Consider the following 15,791-nt stretch of genomic DNA (forward strand, 5'->3'; position numbering starts at 1 on the left):
AATTTTCTTTAGGTAGTATCATACTGCCATGTTTAATTTTATGGATAAATTACTGTGTTGCCAGAAATCGTTAGCTTTCCAGAGGGGCAAAGAATTTGGATGGTACGAGCTTCTGGAGGAAAGCACCTAAATAATTTTATTCATAACAATGTAGTTGCTATAAGCCATGTAGATGAATTTTTGCTTGATTGGCCTCTCTCCGAATTGCCGTCGTTGGCGCAGATAACTGAATTTGTAAATGGAAGTCATGACGCTAAAATAAAAAGCTTAGTGGTTGGCGAGTTGGATGAGGAGTTACTTGCGGATGACGAGTTTGGCTTTGATGATTCGAGAGTGGATGAGTATGAAAAAAATACTTCAGCCATAAATAGGATTAATCAAACAGATACATTTATAAATAAGATCAGTATAGGGGATTTGATTGTAACCTTAGATAAGGATTGTCTTGTTGTTGGATGCTGTGAGTCCGAGGCATATATTGGGCGTGATATATTGCTGTATAGTAATTATAATCAGGTGACTGGTAAAGCAAAGGTAGAGACGCTTGGCTATAAGCTAAGGCGCGATGTGACGTGGGGTGATCCAATTTCACGCTCATTGGTTGGCTCATCTCTCAGGAAGCCGTTACTTGCTAGAAATACCGTCTCCAATTTAGATGAGTACTGGGATAAGGTTTATAGCTTAGTTTTTTCAGTTTTCACAAGAAGTGAGGTAGTGTATTTTTCAAACAGGATTAATAGGTCTGAAGCAATTAGTACTCGGGCCATTTCAAGGCTGTTTGAGTATGTTTCTGACACGCAGTTGTTTGCAGACAGTATTTTTAGTGGCGATTTTGATTTGGAGTTTTTCAATAAAGTCGTCAGTGGCGATTTTTTTGAGTTTGCTCTTGAGGATCGATCTACATCTCAAGCTGAATTTATGTCTCCAGGCAATATATATTATCAAGTAGTCAAGCCTGGCAGTGTGGATGTTAAACAATATGCGGCTATTTTGATTCTTTTATTAAGCTTGGGTATTTCTGGCTGTAAGGAAAACTCCCTAGAGTACACTAGCGCCGCTGAAGGAGTTAAGTCTTTTCTTATCCAGAGAAACATGGCTGAGGAGAGAGAGGATTCTGTTGAGGCTGATGCAAATACGGATCTAATGCTTCGCCAATTTAAAGACTTTTCTGATAATAAAAAAATCGCCAATGTTGCTAATAATCTTAAGCTAGATATAGGTATAAACAAATCTGGCGGTCGCAAGTCTTTCTCTAGCGGGAAGGTAGCAACATCTAGGGCTAAAAGTAAATCAGTTGCTGTAGGAGATTCTAAACTGATTAGCGATCAATATGAGTTAGGGCTTTGATACAAGGCGAAGTTATTTTATGAAAAGTAATTTATTGGAGTTTTTTGGGGGCGCTTTTATTTTTACGGCTCTCACGTATTCAACTGGAAAAGGATACTTTAACAGTTACTTTAGAAAAATAAGTGTTGATCCCTCTTTGGTTGATTTAAGCGTGGATCAGATATTTTTTGAGGGTGGCCGGCAGATTACACTCCTTTTGAGTGATTCTCTAGTTGTTTTTTTTACAGTTGCCATTTCCTATTTGATTTTCAGTTTTGTATTGTCATTCGTCATAAGGCGTAAAGTCTCCGGAAATTATCATGAGGAAATATTTGGAAAGCTCTCGAGTTTTAAAGGGCTTTTGCTGATAGGGTTGTTTATTTGGTTTTCCAATTTTTCATTTAATTCTGCTATGAAGAGCGGCGAGGCGGTTGCCACCAAAGCCGGCTGTATTATTGTCACTGTGCATAATAGCGATAAAAATGGAGAGCAAAGCGGTTGTTTGGTTTATAAGACTGTAGATAATATATGGGTGAAATACAGTGTGAAAGAGAAGGTCATGATTAGTATTTTTCCAAGAGATAATTTTTATAGGATCGATACTATGGCTCCAAGCAATAAATGATTGCTTGGTGTTTGGCTGAAATTTCAGATATGAAATTCTTCAGCTTTAATTGGCCTGGGTTTCAAATTTAGATTGATTATAGATAATACAAGGCATGGTCTAGTTGGCTGTTTGTTTAATTAATTTATCTATTTAAATTATTTTGTCTCCTGTTTCTGGGTGATTTAGATTAACGAGCTACCCGTACAGGCCACTAGGCTTTTCGCAAAGTGTTATTTTTTTTCTTCGTCAGAGCTTTTCAGTGCGAGAAGAAATTATTTCGAGTGTGAGTCTATATCTATATTGAGTTGCTTTGCTGCGCTCTCTTATATGGTGGTTTAAAAACCAGTTAAAGTGCTTTCGCTGCCAGGTCCATGGATTATCTCGGTGCCAGCGATTAGACATCGCCGCTTGAATGGCTTTTGCTTGGCGTAGGTGACGCTGGCGCGTGGCATGCGACCCAGTCAGGACGCCCGCCAGGAACAGTTCCATATCGAATGGCTTGCTCATGTTCGACCACCGATATAAGCCGATACCACGTCGATACGGCCATGCCCCAGCTCATCGCTGATCTGTGTTCGGGCCTGCTGATCAAGGTATCGGTCGTGTTGGTAGCAATGGCCACCGTTGATGGGCGCGGGGTGATGGGTAATTTGCTCGTAGCGTTCGCATGCGTAGGCCGCCCGTAATTCGTGGAAGCCTTTGAGGCTGTGCTGATGGAGGATGCCCCGTGCGGGACGGATTATTCCTCGTTGGAAATCGAGGTAACTTTCGTTCGGTGCAAGTAGGTTGCGGCTACCGTCAGGCGAGACTTGTTGGGCGAATGCCAGTGCGTCGCGGATGTGATCATTTACTGTAATCCAACGAGGTGCCGACGCGCCGGAGCGGCCACCTTTGGTGCCATCCTGGATGTTGATCTTGCCGTATTGTTCGGCCTCACGTTTTAGGCGCGGAAGGTCGGCCAAAATGGCCTCACGTAAGCGCATGCCGGTGGCTCGCGCTAATTGAGCGATGGCCGCGGCACGCGGCTGCTGGTGTGCGCAAAGCACCTCTACGATCCGCTTCACCTGTTTGCGGTCTTGGCCTTGCGGCACCGAGCGACGAACGCTGGTGCGCTGCATTCCCAGCGTTTTGCTCGGATTCGGCACTTTCACATACTGATCACCGCGAAGCGCGGCCATGGTCCGATTCACACTGGACAACCGGTTTTGCGCGGTGGCGATGGCCAGTTCACCTTGTTCAACTTGTTGGCGCAGATGTCCGGCGTAGTCTAGCAAGGTCTGCAAATTAATCTGCCGCGCATCGTTAAACCCCGGCCCTTCCTCCGAGCGACACCAGCGTACAAACGCCTGCCAGCGATCACTGTGCGCTTTGACCGTGCCGTAATGGCCGCCGTCAAATAGATCTTTCAGCGCTTGCGGCCCTGCATAGCTCAACTGCCGACCATAGCCAAAATTGCGTCCATCTCGCCTGCCCACCAGTGCCATGATCGAACTCCTCTCGAAGCCAAAACTTTTAAAACTTTCCCCACGTCATCCCGCCACGAATGTTGAGTGTTATCAGGGATCAAGGCCCCTGCGACCTGTGAGGGTTGTCCACTAACGCGGGACTGGCGGCTCTTTACGGCCGGGAGCTTGGGCATCTCAAAATCTAGCTTCCTGAACACTTCCGAAGAAGTGGGCGGGTGGAGGCTGCACTGGCTGACGAGACCAGTGCCGCGAGATCCTGAGTCAGGTGAAGGCAGTAATGCGATGACCGGGGCATGCCTGACTGTCAGTCAGGTGCGGTCCATTCCGTGGGCTGCGGCACCATCATCTGCATCGCTGTTGCTGGTGACTTTTCGGTGTTTGTCACGCCGATTGTCACGAGGGGGAATGCCGCAAAGCCTTGTACGAGATGGGCTGCAGCAGCGGTAGGAGCGCCCGTCTCTTTCCGGAAGAAAGAGACGGGCGCAGGTTGGCGCAATGAAATGGCCAAGCGGATAGGTTGCTGCAGGCAGCTGGGTAGGGGGATGTATTTGCCGCAATGGCAATGATCTGAAGTAGGCATCCATCACTCGGTGAGTGACCGTGCGAGCCGCCGGACGCTAATCGCACTTTGGGAGAACCACCACGGCGTGGCGTAGCCTTAAAGGTTCTGGCTACCTGGGTTGCTGTCAACGACAGCGCTTTGCCCGATCTTTTCTACGCCTGTGGATAATTTGGGTCAAGGCTCGAATTTTCGGGAGTTCTGCGGCTGTGGATGAAATTATCCACCGGTGGAAATCTATGGTTTTCCACAGACAGTTGCGTGGGCTTTAGATTTTTTAAGTGAGGTCCATCCAAGCAGGGCGGCTTTGCAGCCCCGCTTGGATGGACCCGCGTGGAAGGGCGGACTGCGGTGATCTCTTTGGCTTACTCACGTTTGGATGCGCCACGTCTATGTTGCAGGGCGGTAATGTTGTCGCCGACCGGGTGAGCGAATTCGTGGGGCGTCACATACCCATGGCGGTTAGCGTCGATGTAGTTGCTCCACCACGCCATGATCAGCCTGCGCTGTTCGAGGAATTCAGCCTTGTGGATATACGCGGCGCGCACGCGGTTGCGTTCCTTGTGGCTCATTTGTCTTTCGATGGCTGCGTCGGTCCATAACCCGGACTCCAGCAGGGCGCTACAGGCCATGGTCCTGAAGCCGTGGCCGCATACGTCCTTGCTGGTGTCATAGCCGACGTTGCGGAGCATGGTGTTCACCGTATTCTCGGACATGGGCTTCCAGTACTTGTGGTCGCCCGGTAGCACCAACTCTGAAAAACGACTGAGGCTGCGCAGGCGCTCCAGTATTTCGATGACCTGCGGCGATAGCGGAACCATTTGAATGTCGCCGTTCATCTTGGTCCCGCGTGTGGAGTTGCGTACCCCGTCAATCGGTGCGCGCGTATCGGGGATTTCCCACATGGTGCGTTGGAAGTCGAACTCACTCCATCGAGCGAAGCGCAACTCGCTGGAGCGGACGAACACATGCAGAGTCAGCAGCACGGCAAGGCGCGTCAGCTCGCGGCCGTTGTAGTTGTCGATACGGTGTAGCAGTTCGGGTAGGCGGTTGAGGGAGAGGGCTGGGCGATGGACTGTGCGCGGCGCGTGAATCGAGCCTGCCAGATCCAGTGCAGGATTCATGGTGATCTGCCGAGCCCTTTTGGCCCCGCGCATGATGGTGGATAAGTAGTTCTGTACCCTCAACGCCACATCCATGGTGCCGCGTTCCTTGATGCGCTGGGTGATCTCTAGCAGGTCGTGGGTATCAAGTTCTGCGATGGGGCGTTGGCCGATCAGCGGGAAGACGTGGGTACGCAGTCGGCTCATCACGGTTTTTGCGTGTCCTTCGGTCCAGCGACGGGACATGTCGGCGTGCCACTCCAGAGCAACGGTTTCGAAAAGCAGTGCCGCCCGCTGGGCTACGATCTTGGCCTTCTTCTTTTCTTCCATTGGGTCGAGGTTGTCGAGCAGCAACGCCTTGGCTTCGTCTCGCTTACGTCGTGCGACGGAAAGGGTAACGATGGGGTAATTGCCGATGATGAGCGTCCCTTCCTTGCCGCTGGGCTTGGTGTACTTCAAGCGCCAGGTCTTCACGCCATTGGGTTTGACGAAAAGGTACATGCCTCCGCCGTCGAACAGTTTGTAGGCGCGTTCGCGGGTTTTGGCGGTGCGGCATTGCAGGTCGCTGAGGGGGATCGCAAGACGTGGCATGGGGGTACGCGCTCCTGACCGGGAAATCGCAGTACCCCTAACATACCCTCGGGGAAGGGGGATTTTGTTGGATCCCGACAGAGGGTCCTGGAACGAAAAAACCCGCCAAATGGCGGGTTTTCGGGGCTTCCAGAGCATTCGGTGGAATGCAATGGAGCCTAATGTGGTGCCGGCACCAGGAGTCGAACCCGGGACCTACTGATTACAAGTCAGTTGCTCTACCAACTGAGCTATACCGGCGTGTTGGGCGACGATTATAGCGAGTGCTTCGCGTCTGTAAACCCCTGATAACAGACTATTTTTGCGCAGGGCTCTGGTTGGGGTCCTGTCGGGGGTGTGGGGCTTGGGTAAATGCGGTGTTTTTGTTCACTCGCTCAGGGTATCGGGCCGTGCGTGCAGGCGGATCGGGCGGAGCGCGTCCCTGATCGTTGAGTGAATGGCCGCGGCGTCGTAACGAGTGTTTTCGCCTCGCCGTTACGCCCGCAACAACACTCGCTTGAGTTTTTCCACCGCCCGCCACGAACGACTGTTGCGCAGTGCATGCAGTTCGGCTTCTGCGCGGTCGGCGCGTTGGCGTTCGGTTTGCAGGGCCTGTTCCAGGTCTGACACTGGGTAGCTGAATTTGTGGCCGTAGCAGAACTGGAACTCGTCCATGTTGCACGGCGCCAGGTCGAAGGCGCCTTTGAGGTGTAGCTGTTCTTCGGCTAGGTAGAAGGTGTTGAGGCCGTCAAACAGCACCGGGTGGTAACCGGCGTCGATCAGCAGTTGCTCCCAGGTCTGGTCGCGGGTCCACGGGGTTTCGACGAGGATGATCCAGGGGCGCCATTGCGTGAAGTCCATTCCGCGCAAGACGGTTTCTTCGTGACCCTCGACGTCGACCTTCAGAAAGTGGATCGGCCCTTTGACGTGTTCTTCGCAGATGGAGCTCAGGGTGCGCGATTGCACGGTCTGGCTGCGCACGTCCATGCCGGCCTCGAGGCGTTCCTTGGCGACGCTGGGTTCCAGGGTCGACATCCCGGTGCCGGCAATGGCGTAGAAGGTCAGGGCTTCGGCGGTTTCGCCGGCCACGCATTGCAGGTTGATGTCCTTGGGGCGGTCTTGGCACAGGGCCTCGTGGTAGACCTGCAACGGTTCGATGTTGATGCCGGTCCAGCCGCGCTCGTAGAACGCTTTGGTGACGGAGTCGGACACCGGCTGATTGGCGCCTACGTCGATGTAGAAGCCGTTCTCGTAGTATTTCAGTGCGCGCCACAACCGTATGTCTTCGAAGTTCTGTGCATAAGAAATGAACGTCACGGTCTCTTCCTGATAGCTCGAATGACTGGGAAACGGGCGCGCAAGCCGCGCACCTGGTGTCGGAGTGTAGCGATCATCACGGGAAAAGTGTGCCGGCAAAGCCGCCAAATACGGGTGTCGGCGACAAGCCCTTCAAGGACTCGAAGGGCTTGTCGCCTGACCGGTTACACGCCGTTCTTGACGGTGTTGATCAGGTCCTGGCTCAGCACCTGGGCAGGCGCCACTTGCACGTTCTGGGTGTAGAAGGGCGGCAGGTTCTGGGCGAGTTGCGACAGCGCTTGAGCGGTGGTGTTACCCGGCAGCAGTACGTACTGCAGGTTCGACGGGTAGCTTTGTGGCACCGGGCCTTCCATGGTCGAGCCGTAGGCCCCGAAGGTCATCACGGCCTGCGGCGTGGTCGGGTCGGGCGCGTACAGGAATACGAACGTGCCGTACTTGGGGTGTGTCAGGTATTGCTTGGCCTGGGCACGCACCGCCGGGTCCGGGTCATTCATCAGGGTCCAGCGCATCACCGCATAGCCGCGGGTGGTTTCCATGAAGGCGGTGCGAATCGGCGACTGGTTTTCCACGCCACCCAGGCATACCAGCAGGTTGCCAAAGGGGTCGATCAAGGCCACCGAGTTGAACACGCAGCTTTGCTGCGCCGTCGCCAGTAGCGGTGGCGCCAGCTCTGCACCCGGGTCCCGTGGGTTGGCGCATTGCACGGTCAGGGCGTAGGGGCTCAGTGCGGCCAAGGCCTGGCGAACCGGACTGTTGGCCGGCAGCGTGGCCGGGTTTTTCAGTTTCGAAGGATTGAGGCCGCTGTTATTGCTCGCTTTGCGTACGGTGTTGACGCTGGCCGAGAAGATTGAGCTGGTGAGGTAATACGCTGCCGAGTCGATGCTCTGGCCGCTGAACACCGGGCTCTTGGCGCCTTGGTAGGCTCGGCTGACGGGCGCGGCGATTGCGTAATAGCCCCAGGTGTTTTGCGCCTGCTGACGGATCTGCGGTGGCAGGGACGGGAAGTTGAACTGGCTGTTGTAGTTGATCCCGGCGTAGTCGTCGATCGCACTCACCGCGACGTTGAAGCCCGCCGTCAGCAGGGAGCCGGCGCACATGGCGCAAGGGTCCAGGGTGGTGACGACCGTCAGTTGGGCGGGTGGCGGCAGGTCCAGTGATGCAGCGTTCTCGTAATACCAGTCCACCAGCTGTCGTTCGCCGTGAGCGGTCGGGTCATGAGGCAGGAAGTAGGGGGTGTTGCTCCCGGGGAAAGGCATCAATACGTTGTTATGCAGCGCCGCGATGACCTCGCCGGTGGCGTTATGGATGATGGCCCCGCCCACCGCGAAGGTTTGTTGAATGGCGGCGAGAATGGCTTCGTTGGCGACGGTATCGACGGCTTCCTGGGCACTGTTCACTGTGATCATGGTGTCCCAGCTCCTTGCTGTCGTGAGCGGCAGAGATTTCTGGCGCTTGGCAACGATAGTTCAGGCTTTCAAGGGCGGTTATGACCATTCGGCTTAACGCTTATGCACAACGGGCTGTTTTGCACCTTGATAAATGTCAGATTTGTGGATCCGTTCTCATTGCTGCGCAACTGCCTGTTTTCCGGGTTTTTTTAAAGGCTGAGCAAAAAATGGACAGTGTGGTTTTTTGCCTGAAATCTTGGATCCATGGGCTTCTGGCAGATTTCATCAACAGAGTTATCCACAGGTACGGGGGTGTTTATCGGCGCTCGCCGAGCAGCAGCAGATTGCGCGGTGTCAGGGGCGTTTCACAGAACCGTCCCAGGCGAACGGCATACCCCTGTTCTTCGAGAAACAGGGCGCGATCGAGCACCAGCCAAAGCTCCAGCGGGCGTCGGAACAGGCCGCGCAGCAATTCCAGGTTGCGTACCTGGGCCAGGCGTTGCCAGCCAGCGGCTTGCAGGGCTGGCCAATCCGGCGTGCCAACTGTGGGCAAGTCCTTGAGCGCGGCCAGGTCATGGCAGTAGTCGGCGAAGGGTTTGTCCAGCCAGGCGCTGGGCAGCGATGGGGTGGGCAGGTACTCGTCAATGCCTCGCAGTTGCCGTTGCAGCAGGTCGAACGCCAGGCGCCGGGCCATGGACGTGTCGCGCTGGCGTCGGACGCGGGCCCCAGCGGTCACGGTCTCGCTCAGCGGCAGGGCCAGGTCATCGTGGGACAGTACCAGGCCCGAGTGTTTGCCGGCGATGGAGAGCGCCTGGTACTGACTGGCCGAGATCCGGTTGTAGCAGCAAGGTGCGACGGCCAGTTGCTTGCAGCCTGCGTGGCTGGCCAGTTGCATCAGGCGTACATGCAGGTCGCCACAGGCGTGCAGGGCGACCGGTGTTTGGTCGGCGTCCAGGCGCGCAGGTGTATCCGCGGCCATCACGTCTTGTTGAAGGTGCGCGGCGTCAAGGTGATGGTGCTGGCTCAGCGCCTGACCGCTGGCAATCAGCGCCGGGTCGTATTCCAGGCAGGTCAACTGCTGGCCGGCTTGCAGCAGGCGCCGCCCCAAGTGGCCTTTGCCTGCGCACCAGTCCAGCCAGTGCCGGGGTTTCTCAGCGAACTGCAGGCAGCTGGCGAAGGCTTCGATCTGCTGCCACTTGCGCCCGGGTACGTCGACGTTCAAGCGCGGGGATGCGGGCTCAATGGCCTGGGTGGGCAAGTTACCGACCGCGCTGAGGACCATCGACTGCGCCGCCAGTGCCGGGAAGGGCGCGGGGGCTGGCAGGCGTTCAGGGTGGTTGTGGCTGGTCTCCGCGTCTTCCAGCGAACGCTGGCGCAACCAGTCGGCGAGCGCTGGATGGTCGGCTTCCCACGGCAGTTGCCGATGGGTAAAGGGTCGTGGCCGCCAGAGTGCCTGATGTTCGGTCAGGAAGGCGTTCAGTGCCGTGAAGCGGGCGAGCAGGTGCTCGCCCGTCAGCACCGGCAGATCAACGTCCCTGGCAGGCATCGACGCGCAACCAGCGCTCCAGCAGCTTGAAGCCACGCACCAGGACGTAAGCCATCAGCAGGTAGAACATGCCCGCGGCGAAGAAGATCTCTACCGGCAGGTAGGTCCTGGCGATGATGGTGCGGGCCATGCCGGTGAGTTCCAGCAAGGTCACGGTACTGGCCAGGGCGCTGGCCTTGAGCATCAGGATCACTTCGTTGCTGTAGGCCGGCAGGCCGATGCGCGCGGCACGTGGCAGGATGATGTAGAACAGGGCCTTGGGCCGCGACATGCCCAGCGCCCGGGCCGCTTCGATTTCGCCCGGAGGAATGGCCTGGATCGCGCCTCGCAGAATCTCGGCGATGTAGGCGGCGGTGTGCAGCGTCATGGTGGCGGTGGCGCACCAGAACGGGTCGCGCAGGTACGGCCACAGCACGCTGCTGCGCACCGCATCGAACTGCGCCAGGCCGTAGTAGACCAGGAACAGTTGCACCAGCAGCGGTGTGCCACGGAAGAAGAAAATGTACGCATAGGGCAAGGCGCACACGTACCAGCGTTTCGACGAACGGGCGATCCCCAGCGGAATGGCCAGCAGCAGGCCGAGAATGACCGCGATCGCGACCAGTTCCAGGGTCAGGGTGGCACCCTGGGCCAGTTTCGGCAGCCACTTGATGATGACTTCCCAGTTCATTGCGTGCTCCGGGCAAAGCCGCGAGCGGCGCGTTTTTCCAGCAGGTGCATACCGGTCATGGCGATCACCGTCAGACCCAGGTACATGAAGGCGGCAACCATGTAGAAGGTGAACGGCTGCTTGGTCATGGTCACGCCGTTTTGCGCGTGACGCATGATTTCTTCCAGGCCGATGACCGATACCAGTGCGGTGTCCTTCATCAGGATCATGAACAGGTTACCCAGCCCAGGCAGGGCGATGCGCCACATCTGCGGCATGATCAGCTTGGTGAAGATCCGCCACTTCGACAGGCCTAGGGCGACGCCCGCTTCGCGGTGGCCCTTGGGGATGGCCAGGATTGCCCCACGGAACACTTCCGTGGCGTAGGCGCCGAAGCACAGGCCCAAGGCAATCACGCCGGCGGCGAAGGCGTTGAGCGCCAGGTCAGGGTTGCCGAAAAACTCCCCCAGCGCGCGCATCAGGTTGACGGTGCCGAAGTAGATCAACAACACCCAGAGCAATTCCGGGATGCCACGCACCAGGGTCGAATAGGTACCGCCAAGCCACTGCAGTGACTTGTGCGATGAGGTTTTGGCCAAGGCGCCGAGCAGGCCCAGCACCAGCCCCAGGCACAATGCCGAAAGGGCCAGCTTGACAGTCATCAGCGCGCCAGCGGCGAGCGCCGGGCCGAATCCTTGGAGATCGATAATCATGGATGTCTATTCAAGTTACAGCAGGCTTTGCTAAGAACCGGTGCCACCCTGGGCGGCACCGGTCAGGCACGTCAGAATCAATAGATGCTGAACGGGAAGTACTTGTCGTTGATTTTCTTGTAGGTGCCGTCAGCGACGATTTCCTTCAGTGCGGTGTTCAGCTTGTTGCGCAGGTCGTTGTCACCCTTGCGCACGGCGATGCCGATCTTGTCGCTTTCCACCACCGGGTCGCCTTTGAACTCATAGTTCCTGCCGGCGTCGCTCTTCAGCCAGTCGTAGTTGGCGTATTTGTCCGCGAGGATGCCGTCGACGCGACCGGAGGTCAGGTCCAGGTAGGCGTTTTCCTGGGTGTCGTAGAGGCTGACCTTGATGTCGTCGCCGTAGGTGTCTTCCAGCCAGGTACCGGCCAGGGTGGCGCGTTGAGTGCCGATGGTCTTGCCCTTGAGCGAGTCCTTGTCGGTCTTGAAGTCAGTGTTTTTCGGCGCGATGAACTGCAGCTTGTTGGAGTAGTACGGTTCGGTGAAATCAACGGCCTGCTTGCGCTCGTCGGTGATCGACAGCGAGGACACCAGGAAGTCGAACTTCTTGGCGTTGAGTGCCGGGATGATGCCGTCCCAATCGGAGGTGACGACTTCGCACTCGACCTTCATCTTGGCGCACAGGGCGTCGCCGATGTCTTTGTCGAAACCGACCACCTGGCCGCTGGCATCCTTGTTGTTGAACGGCGGGTAGGCGGCTTCGATGCCCATCTTCAGTTTGTCGGCAGCCATTGCGTTGGCCGAGAACACCAGGGTGGCGGCCGCGGCCAGGAAGAATTTCTTGTAGGTCTGCATGCGGTTAGCTCCGTTAGCGGTTGCTGGACATGAATTGTTTGCAGCGCGCCGAAAGCGGGTTGTCGAACACCTGCTGTGGCGATCCTTGCTCTTCGATCAGGCCTTGGTGAAGGAACACCACTTCACTGGAAACCTGACGGGCAAAGCCCATTTCATGGGTGACCAGCAGCATGGTACGGCCTTCTTCGGCCAGGGCGCGGATCACGTTTAGTACTTCCTGAACCATTTCCGGGTCAAGCGCGGAAGTCGGCTCATCGAACAGGATGACCTTGGGGTGCATCGCCAGGGTGCGGGCAATGGCGGCGCGTTGCTGCTGGCCACCGGACAGTTGCGCGGGGTAGGCGTGGCGTTTGTCGGCGATGCCGACCTTGGCCAGCAAGGCTTCGGCCACTTCAATGGCTTCGGCTTTGCTCTGCCCCAGCACGCGGCGTGGTGCCTCGATGATGTTGTCGAGCACTGTCATGTGCGGCCACAGGTTGAAGTTTTGAAACACAAAACCGATTTCGCTGCGCAGGCGATTGATCTGCTTGCCATCGGCAGCGACCAGTTCGCCGTTTTTCGCCGGTTTGAGCTTGAGCTCTTCGCCGGCCACCAGAATCTGACCCTGATGCGGGTTTTCCAGCAGGTTGATGCAGCGCAGGAACGTGGACTTGCCGGAACCGGAGGAACCCAGGATCGAGATCACATCGCCGTCGCGGGCGGTCAGCGAGACGCCTTTGAGCACCTCAAGCTGGCCGTAGCGTTTGTGCAAGTTGCGGATTTCAAGCGCGGGCGTGGCCTCGGCCATGTGCGGTCCTCATTGTGTTCTGTTGTGCTTGTGCTGTCGGCGGCCGTCCTGGCGAGGCGCCAAGCTAGCATAGCGTTTGAATCGCGGCCAACAGCCCCACGGGTGTAGACGAGCAGTGTGTATCCGGTTGTCGCATCAGCGCAGCAGACTGTCGCGCCATCAACAACCGAACATCCGTTTGAAGCCGTGCCTGCGTGGGTGTCGCGTAAAAAAAGGCGCGATGGTGCCAGCTTTGGGCGGGTGTTGGAAGCGCAAACCGGCCAAACGTTGCGGATCCGCACTTTTATTGTGCGTGAGCGGTTTTTTCCATGGGTATTGGGCGCGTTGGTTCGTTGAATAAGTGTGTGGCACGGTAACGCTCTGGCGAAATGCCATTAACATCAATGGGTTGCGAATGCAGATGGGTCGTTGTGTAGGCCGCGTAAACCGGAGGCCTGTAACATTTTGGCGCAATTATTGCGTGCAGAATAAGGAACGCTCTGTTGGATTCTTTTTACGAAAAGCAATCCCGGGGCAGGGTGTACCCACGCTTTCCTCGTAAAGGTAGTTTCAATGAGCAGTACGCAATCCTCCAACGACCTCGAACAGGGGCTCAAACCGCGGCATGTGACCATGCTGTCGATCGCCGGGGTGATCGGTGCCGGGCTGTTTGTCGGTTCCGGTCACGCCATCGCCGAAGCCGGCCCCGCCGTGCTGCTGGCCTATGCCGCCGCCGGTACGCTGGTGGTGCTGGTGATGCGCATGCTGGCCGAAATGGCCGTCGCCTCTCCCGACACCGGGTCGTTCTCTACTTATGCCGACCGGGCAATCGGCCACTGGGCCGGCTTCACCATCGGCTGGCTGTACTGGTGGTTCTGGGTACTGGTGATTCCACTGGAGGCCAACGCCGCGGCGACCATCCTCAATGCCTGGTTCCCCGATGTGGCGATCTGGGTGTTCACGCTGGTCATCACCTTGTTGCTGACCGCAACCAACCTGTTCAGCGTGAAGCACTACGGTGAGTTCGAGTTCTGGTTCGCCTTGATCAAGGTCGTGGCGATCATCGGCTTTGTGATCCTCGGCATGCTGGCGATCTTCGGTTTCCTGCCCAACAGCCAGGTCAGCGGTGTTTCGCACCTGTTCGACACCCAGGGTTTCCTGCCTAACGGCATGGGCGCGGTGTTGGCTGCGATGTTGACCACCATGTTCTCGTTCATGGGCACTGAAATCGTGACCATTGCCGCGGCAGAGTCGAAGAACCCGGGCCAGCAGATCTCCAAGGCCACCAACTCGGTGATCTGGCGGATCGGTTTGTTCTACCTGGTGTCGATCTTCATTGTTGTCGCCCTGGTGCCATGGAATGATCCGAGCCTGGCGCAGGTCGGTTCCTACCAGACCGTGCTGGACCGCATGGGTATCCCGAACGCCAAGCTGATCGTTGACCTGGTGGTCCTGATTGCCGTGACCAGCTGCCTGAACTCGGCGCTGTACACGGCTTCGCGCATGCTCTTCTCCTTGGGCAAGCGCGGTGATGCGCCCGCGGCTGCCAAGCGCACCAACCGTGCGGGTACGCCTTACTGGGCGGTGATTATGTCCACTGCCGCAGCTTTCCTGGCGGTGTTCGCCAACTATGTGGCGCCGGCGGCGGTGTTCCAGTTCCTGCTGGCGAGTTCCGGCGCTATCGCATTGCTGGTGTACCTGGTGATCGCGTTTTCGCAACTGCGCATGCGCCACAAGCGCGTGGCGGCAGGTGAAACCATCACCTATCGCATGTGGCTGTTCCCTGGCCTGACGTACGCGGTGATCCTGTTCATCATCGGCGTGCTGACGATCATGCTGTTCCAGGAAGCCCATCGCATGGAGATCCTGGCGACCGGCTTGCTCAGCTTGCTAGTGGTTGCGGCTGGCCTGCTGGTGTCACGTCGTCGCCAGCGCGAAAAGCTTGGTGCGCTGGTACTGAATTGATTCGATCCGCGTAACGAAAACGGCCGCTGTCAGGGATGACAAGCGGCCGTTTTTGTTTTTGCAGCGAGAGGCGTTACTCAGTCTTTTCGTCCGGTTCGTCCGGTTCGTCCAGCGACTCGCGGTAGCTGTCCAGCGCCTGGCCGAAGTCGCTGATGAACTGTGGCTCGGTGAGCCAGGCCTGGGCGGTTTCGCGGTCCATGCCATCGGCCCACATGCGGTAGTCGATCAACATGTCGGCGGCCAGGTGAGTGGCGGCCATGGCTTCGTTCTCGGCGTTCTCCATGTCCAGCAGCTCTGGATGGTCGTTGATGATTGCGCTGAGCTCTGACAGCAGGATCAGCAGCATGTCGTTGCGGCTGGTGGCTTCCGCGTCATGCATCTTGCTGAACATTGCCAGGGTGTACTCGGGGATCGGCTCGGCCAGGTGGCCCGGCTCGTCGTCCAGTGCCAGAGGCTTTCTGCCGACCATGCGGATTTGCTTGGCCTTGGCCTTGGCGCGCTTGGCGCGTTTTTGCTGCTTGTTCGGGGATGCCATGTGAGATTCAGTTCGCTTTGTGTTGAGTTTGAGCCGCGATGGCGTCGGACGCCGCCACGTAGTCAGCCTGGAAGGCTGGCGATTCGATCCAGGCCAGGGCGCCGGCCTCGTCGGTCTCGGTGGACCATTGGCGATATTCGATCAGGGCCGCGAGGATGAAGTCCATCGCGCCTTCTTCGCCTTCCTGCTCGTACACCAACTCCAGCAGCGGGTCTTCGAGGAAGGCTGCGCACATCGCCTGCTGGCTGGTTTTTTCGGCGTCGATCATTTTCTTGAACAGTTCGGTCAGGTCCACCGACTCGAAGTCGATGCGATCGTCGTTCGGGTCCAGCTCCACTGGCGCGGCGGCCCGTTGGACGCGGTTGTGCTTGGCCTTGGCTTTGGCGCGGGTGGCGCGTTTGTGCTGCTTGTTGGCGGAGGCCATGGGCGTCGTTCCGTGTGTCGTGAG

General features: G+C 57.0%; 15 protein-coding genes and 1 tRNA gene. 3 read left to right on the forward strand and 13 right to left on the reverse strand.

The window, feature by feature from the left end; translation table 11 throughout:
* The first annotated feature begins 54 nt into the window (after window positions 1-54).
* Entirely contained in the window at window positions 55-1,347 is a 1,293-nt protein-coding gene (locus CKW07_RS08855) for a hypothetical protein (protein WP_141234443.1), read from the forward strand.
* A gap of 19 nt (window positions 1,348-1,366) precedes the next feature.
* Complete coding sequence (locus CKW07_RS08860) at window positions 1,367-1,951, forward strand: hypothetical protein (protein WP_095144555.1); 585 nt, start codon at window positions 1,367-1,369, stop codon at window positions 1,949-1,951.
* A 228-nt stretch (window positions 1,952-2,179) separates the two neighbouring features.
* On the opposite strand, the gene CKW07_RS08865 is transcribed toward CKW07_RS08860, so the two are convergent.
* From CKW07_RS08865 to CKW07_RS08920, 11 genes are all read right to left on the reverse strand, one after another.
* Window positions 2,180-2,440 (reverse strand): hypothetical protein, encoded by a 261-nt coding sequence (locus CKW07_RS08865; RefSeq protein WP_095144556.1) that lies wholly within the window; start codon window positions 2,438-2,440, stop codon window positions 2,180-2,182.
* Entirely contained in the window at window positions 2,437-3,417 is a 981-nt protein-coding gene (locus CKW07_RS08870; RefSeq protein ID WP_095144557.1) for an integrase domain-containing protein, read from the reverse strand. Before CKW07_RS08870 ends, CKW07_RS08865 begins: the two co-directional genes overlap by 4 nt.
* Window positions 3,418-4,323: 906 nt before the next feature.
* The gene (locus tag CKW07_RS08880) at window positions 4,324-5,652 is read right to left on the reverse strand and encodes an integrase arm-type DNA-binding domain-containing protein (protein ID WP_095144558.1); all 1,329 of its coding nucleotides are present in this window, start codon (window positions 5,650-5,652) and stop codon (window positions 4,324-4,326) included.
* A gap of 164 nt (window positions 5,653-5,816) precedes the next feature.
* A tRNA-Thr gene (locus tag CKW07_RS08885) sits at window positions 5,817-5,892 on the reverse strand.
* A gap of 234 nt (window positions 5,893-6,126) precedes the next feature.
* Window positions 6,127-6,948, reverse strand: coding sequence for an FkbM family methyltransferase (locus CKW07_RS08890; protein WP_095144559.1), 822 nt, complete (start codon window positions 6,946-6,948; stop codon window positions 6,127-6,129).
* A gap of 164 nt (window positions 6,949-7,112) precedes the next feature.
* Window positions 7,113-8,354, reverse strand: a complete 1,242-nt coding sequence (locus tag CKW07_RS08895) for a nucleoside deaminase (RefSeq protein ID WP_095144560.1) — start codon at window positions 8,352-8,354, stop codon at window positions 7,113-7,115.
* Between the two features lie 298 nt (window positions 8,355-8,652).
* Window positions 8,653-9,882: a methyltransferase gene (locus CKW07_RS08900; RefSeq protein WP_095144561.1), complete on the reverse strand. Its 1,230-nt coding sequence runs from the start codon at window positions 9,880-9,882 to the stop codon at window positions 8,653-8,655.
* On the reverse strand, window positions 9,863-10,552 hold the full coding sequence (locus CKW07_RS08905; RefSeq protein ID WP_095077928.1) for an ABC transporter permease: 690 nt from the start codon (window positions 10,550-10,552) through the stop codon (window positions 9,863-9,865). Before CKW07_RS08905 ends, CKW07_RS08900 begins: the two co-directional genes overlap by 20 nt.
* On the reverse strand, window positions 10,549-11,244 hold the full coding sequence (locus CKW07_RS08910) for an ABC transporter permease (RefSeq protein ID WP_095144562.1): 696 nt from the start codon (window positions 11,242-11,244) through the stop codon (window positions 10,549-10,551). Before CKW07_RS08910 ends, CKW07_RS08905 begins: the two co-directional genes overlap by 4 nt.
* 77 nt (window positions 11,245-11,321) lie before the next feature.
* Window positions 11,322-12,077, reverse strand: a complete 756-nt coding sequence (locus CKW07_RS08915; protein WP_095144563.1) for an ABC transporter substrate-binding protein — start codon at window positions 12,075-12,077, stop codon at window positions 11,322-11,324.
* Between the two features lie 13 nt (window positions 12,078-12,090).
* On the reverse strand, window positions 12,091-12,864 hold the full coding sequence (locus CKW07_RS08920) for an ABC transporter ATP-binding protein (protein ID WP_095144564.1): 774 nt from the start codon (window positions 12,862-12,864) through the stop codon (window positions 12,091-12,093).
* Window positions 12,865-13,416: 552 nt separating this feature from the next.
* Between CKW07_RS08920 and gabP the strand changes: the two genes are divergently transcribed.
* Entirely contained in the window at window positions 13,417-14,808 is a 1,392-nt protein-coding gene (gabP, locus tag CKW07_RS08925) for a GABA permease (protein ID WP_095144565.1), read from the forward strand.
* Between the two features lie 73 nt (window positions 14,809-14,881).
* Here the strand turns inward: gabP and CKW07_RS08930 are convergent, their stop codons facing one another.
* Both CKW07_RS08930 and CKW07_RS08935 read right to left on the reverse strand, forming a co-directional pair.
* Window positions 14,882-15,343 carry a hypothetical protein gene (locus CKW07_RS08930; RefSeq protein WP_095144566.1) on the reverse strand — a complete coding sequence of 154 codons (462 nt, stop codon included), beginning with the start codon at window positions 15,341-15,343 and terminating at the stop codon, window positions 14,882-14,884.
* 7 nt (window positions 15,344-15,350) lie between these two features.
* The gene (locus CKW07_RS08935; RefSeq protein ID WP_095144567.1) at window positions 15,351-15,767 is read right to left on the reverse strand and encodes a hypothetical protein; all 417 of its coding nucleotides are present in this window, start codon (window positions 15,765-15,767) and stop codon (window positions 15,351-15,353) included.
* Window positions 15,768-15,791: the final 24 nt, after the last annotated feature.

Origin of the sequence: Pseudomonas sp. Irchel s3b6 (assembly GCF_900187415.1) — a bacterium.
GTDB lineage: Bacteria > Pseudomonadota > Gammaproteobacteria > Pseudomonadales > Pseudomonadaceae > Aquipseudomonas.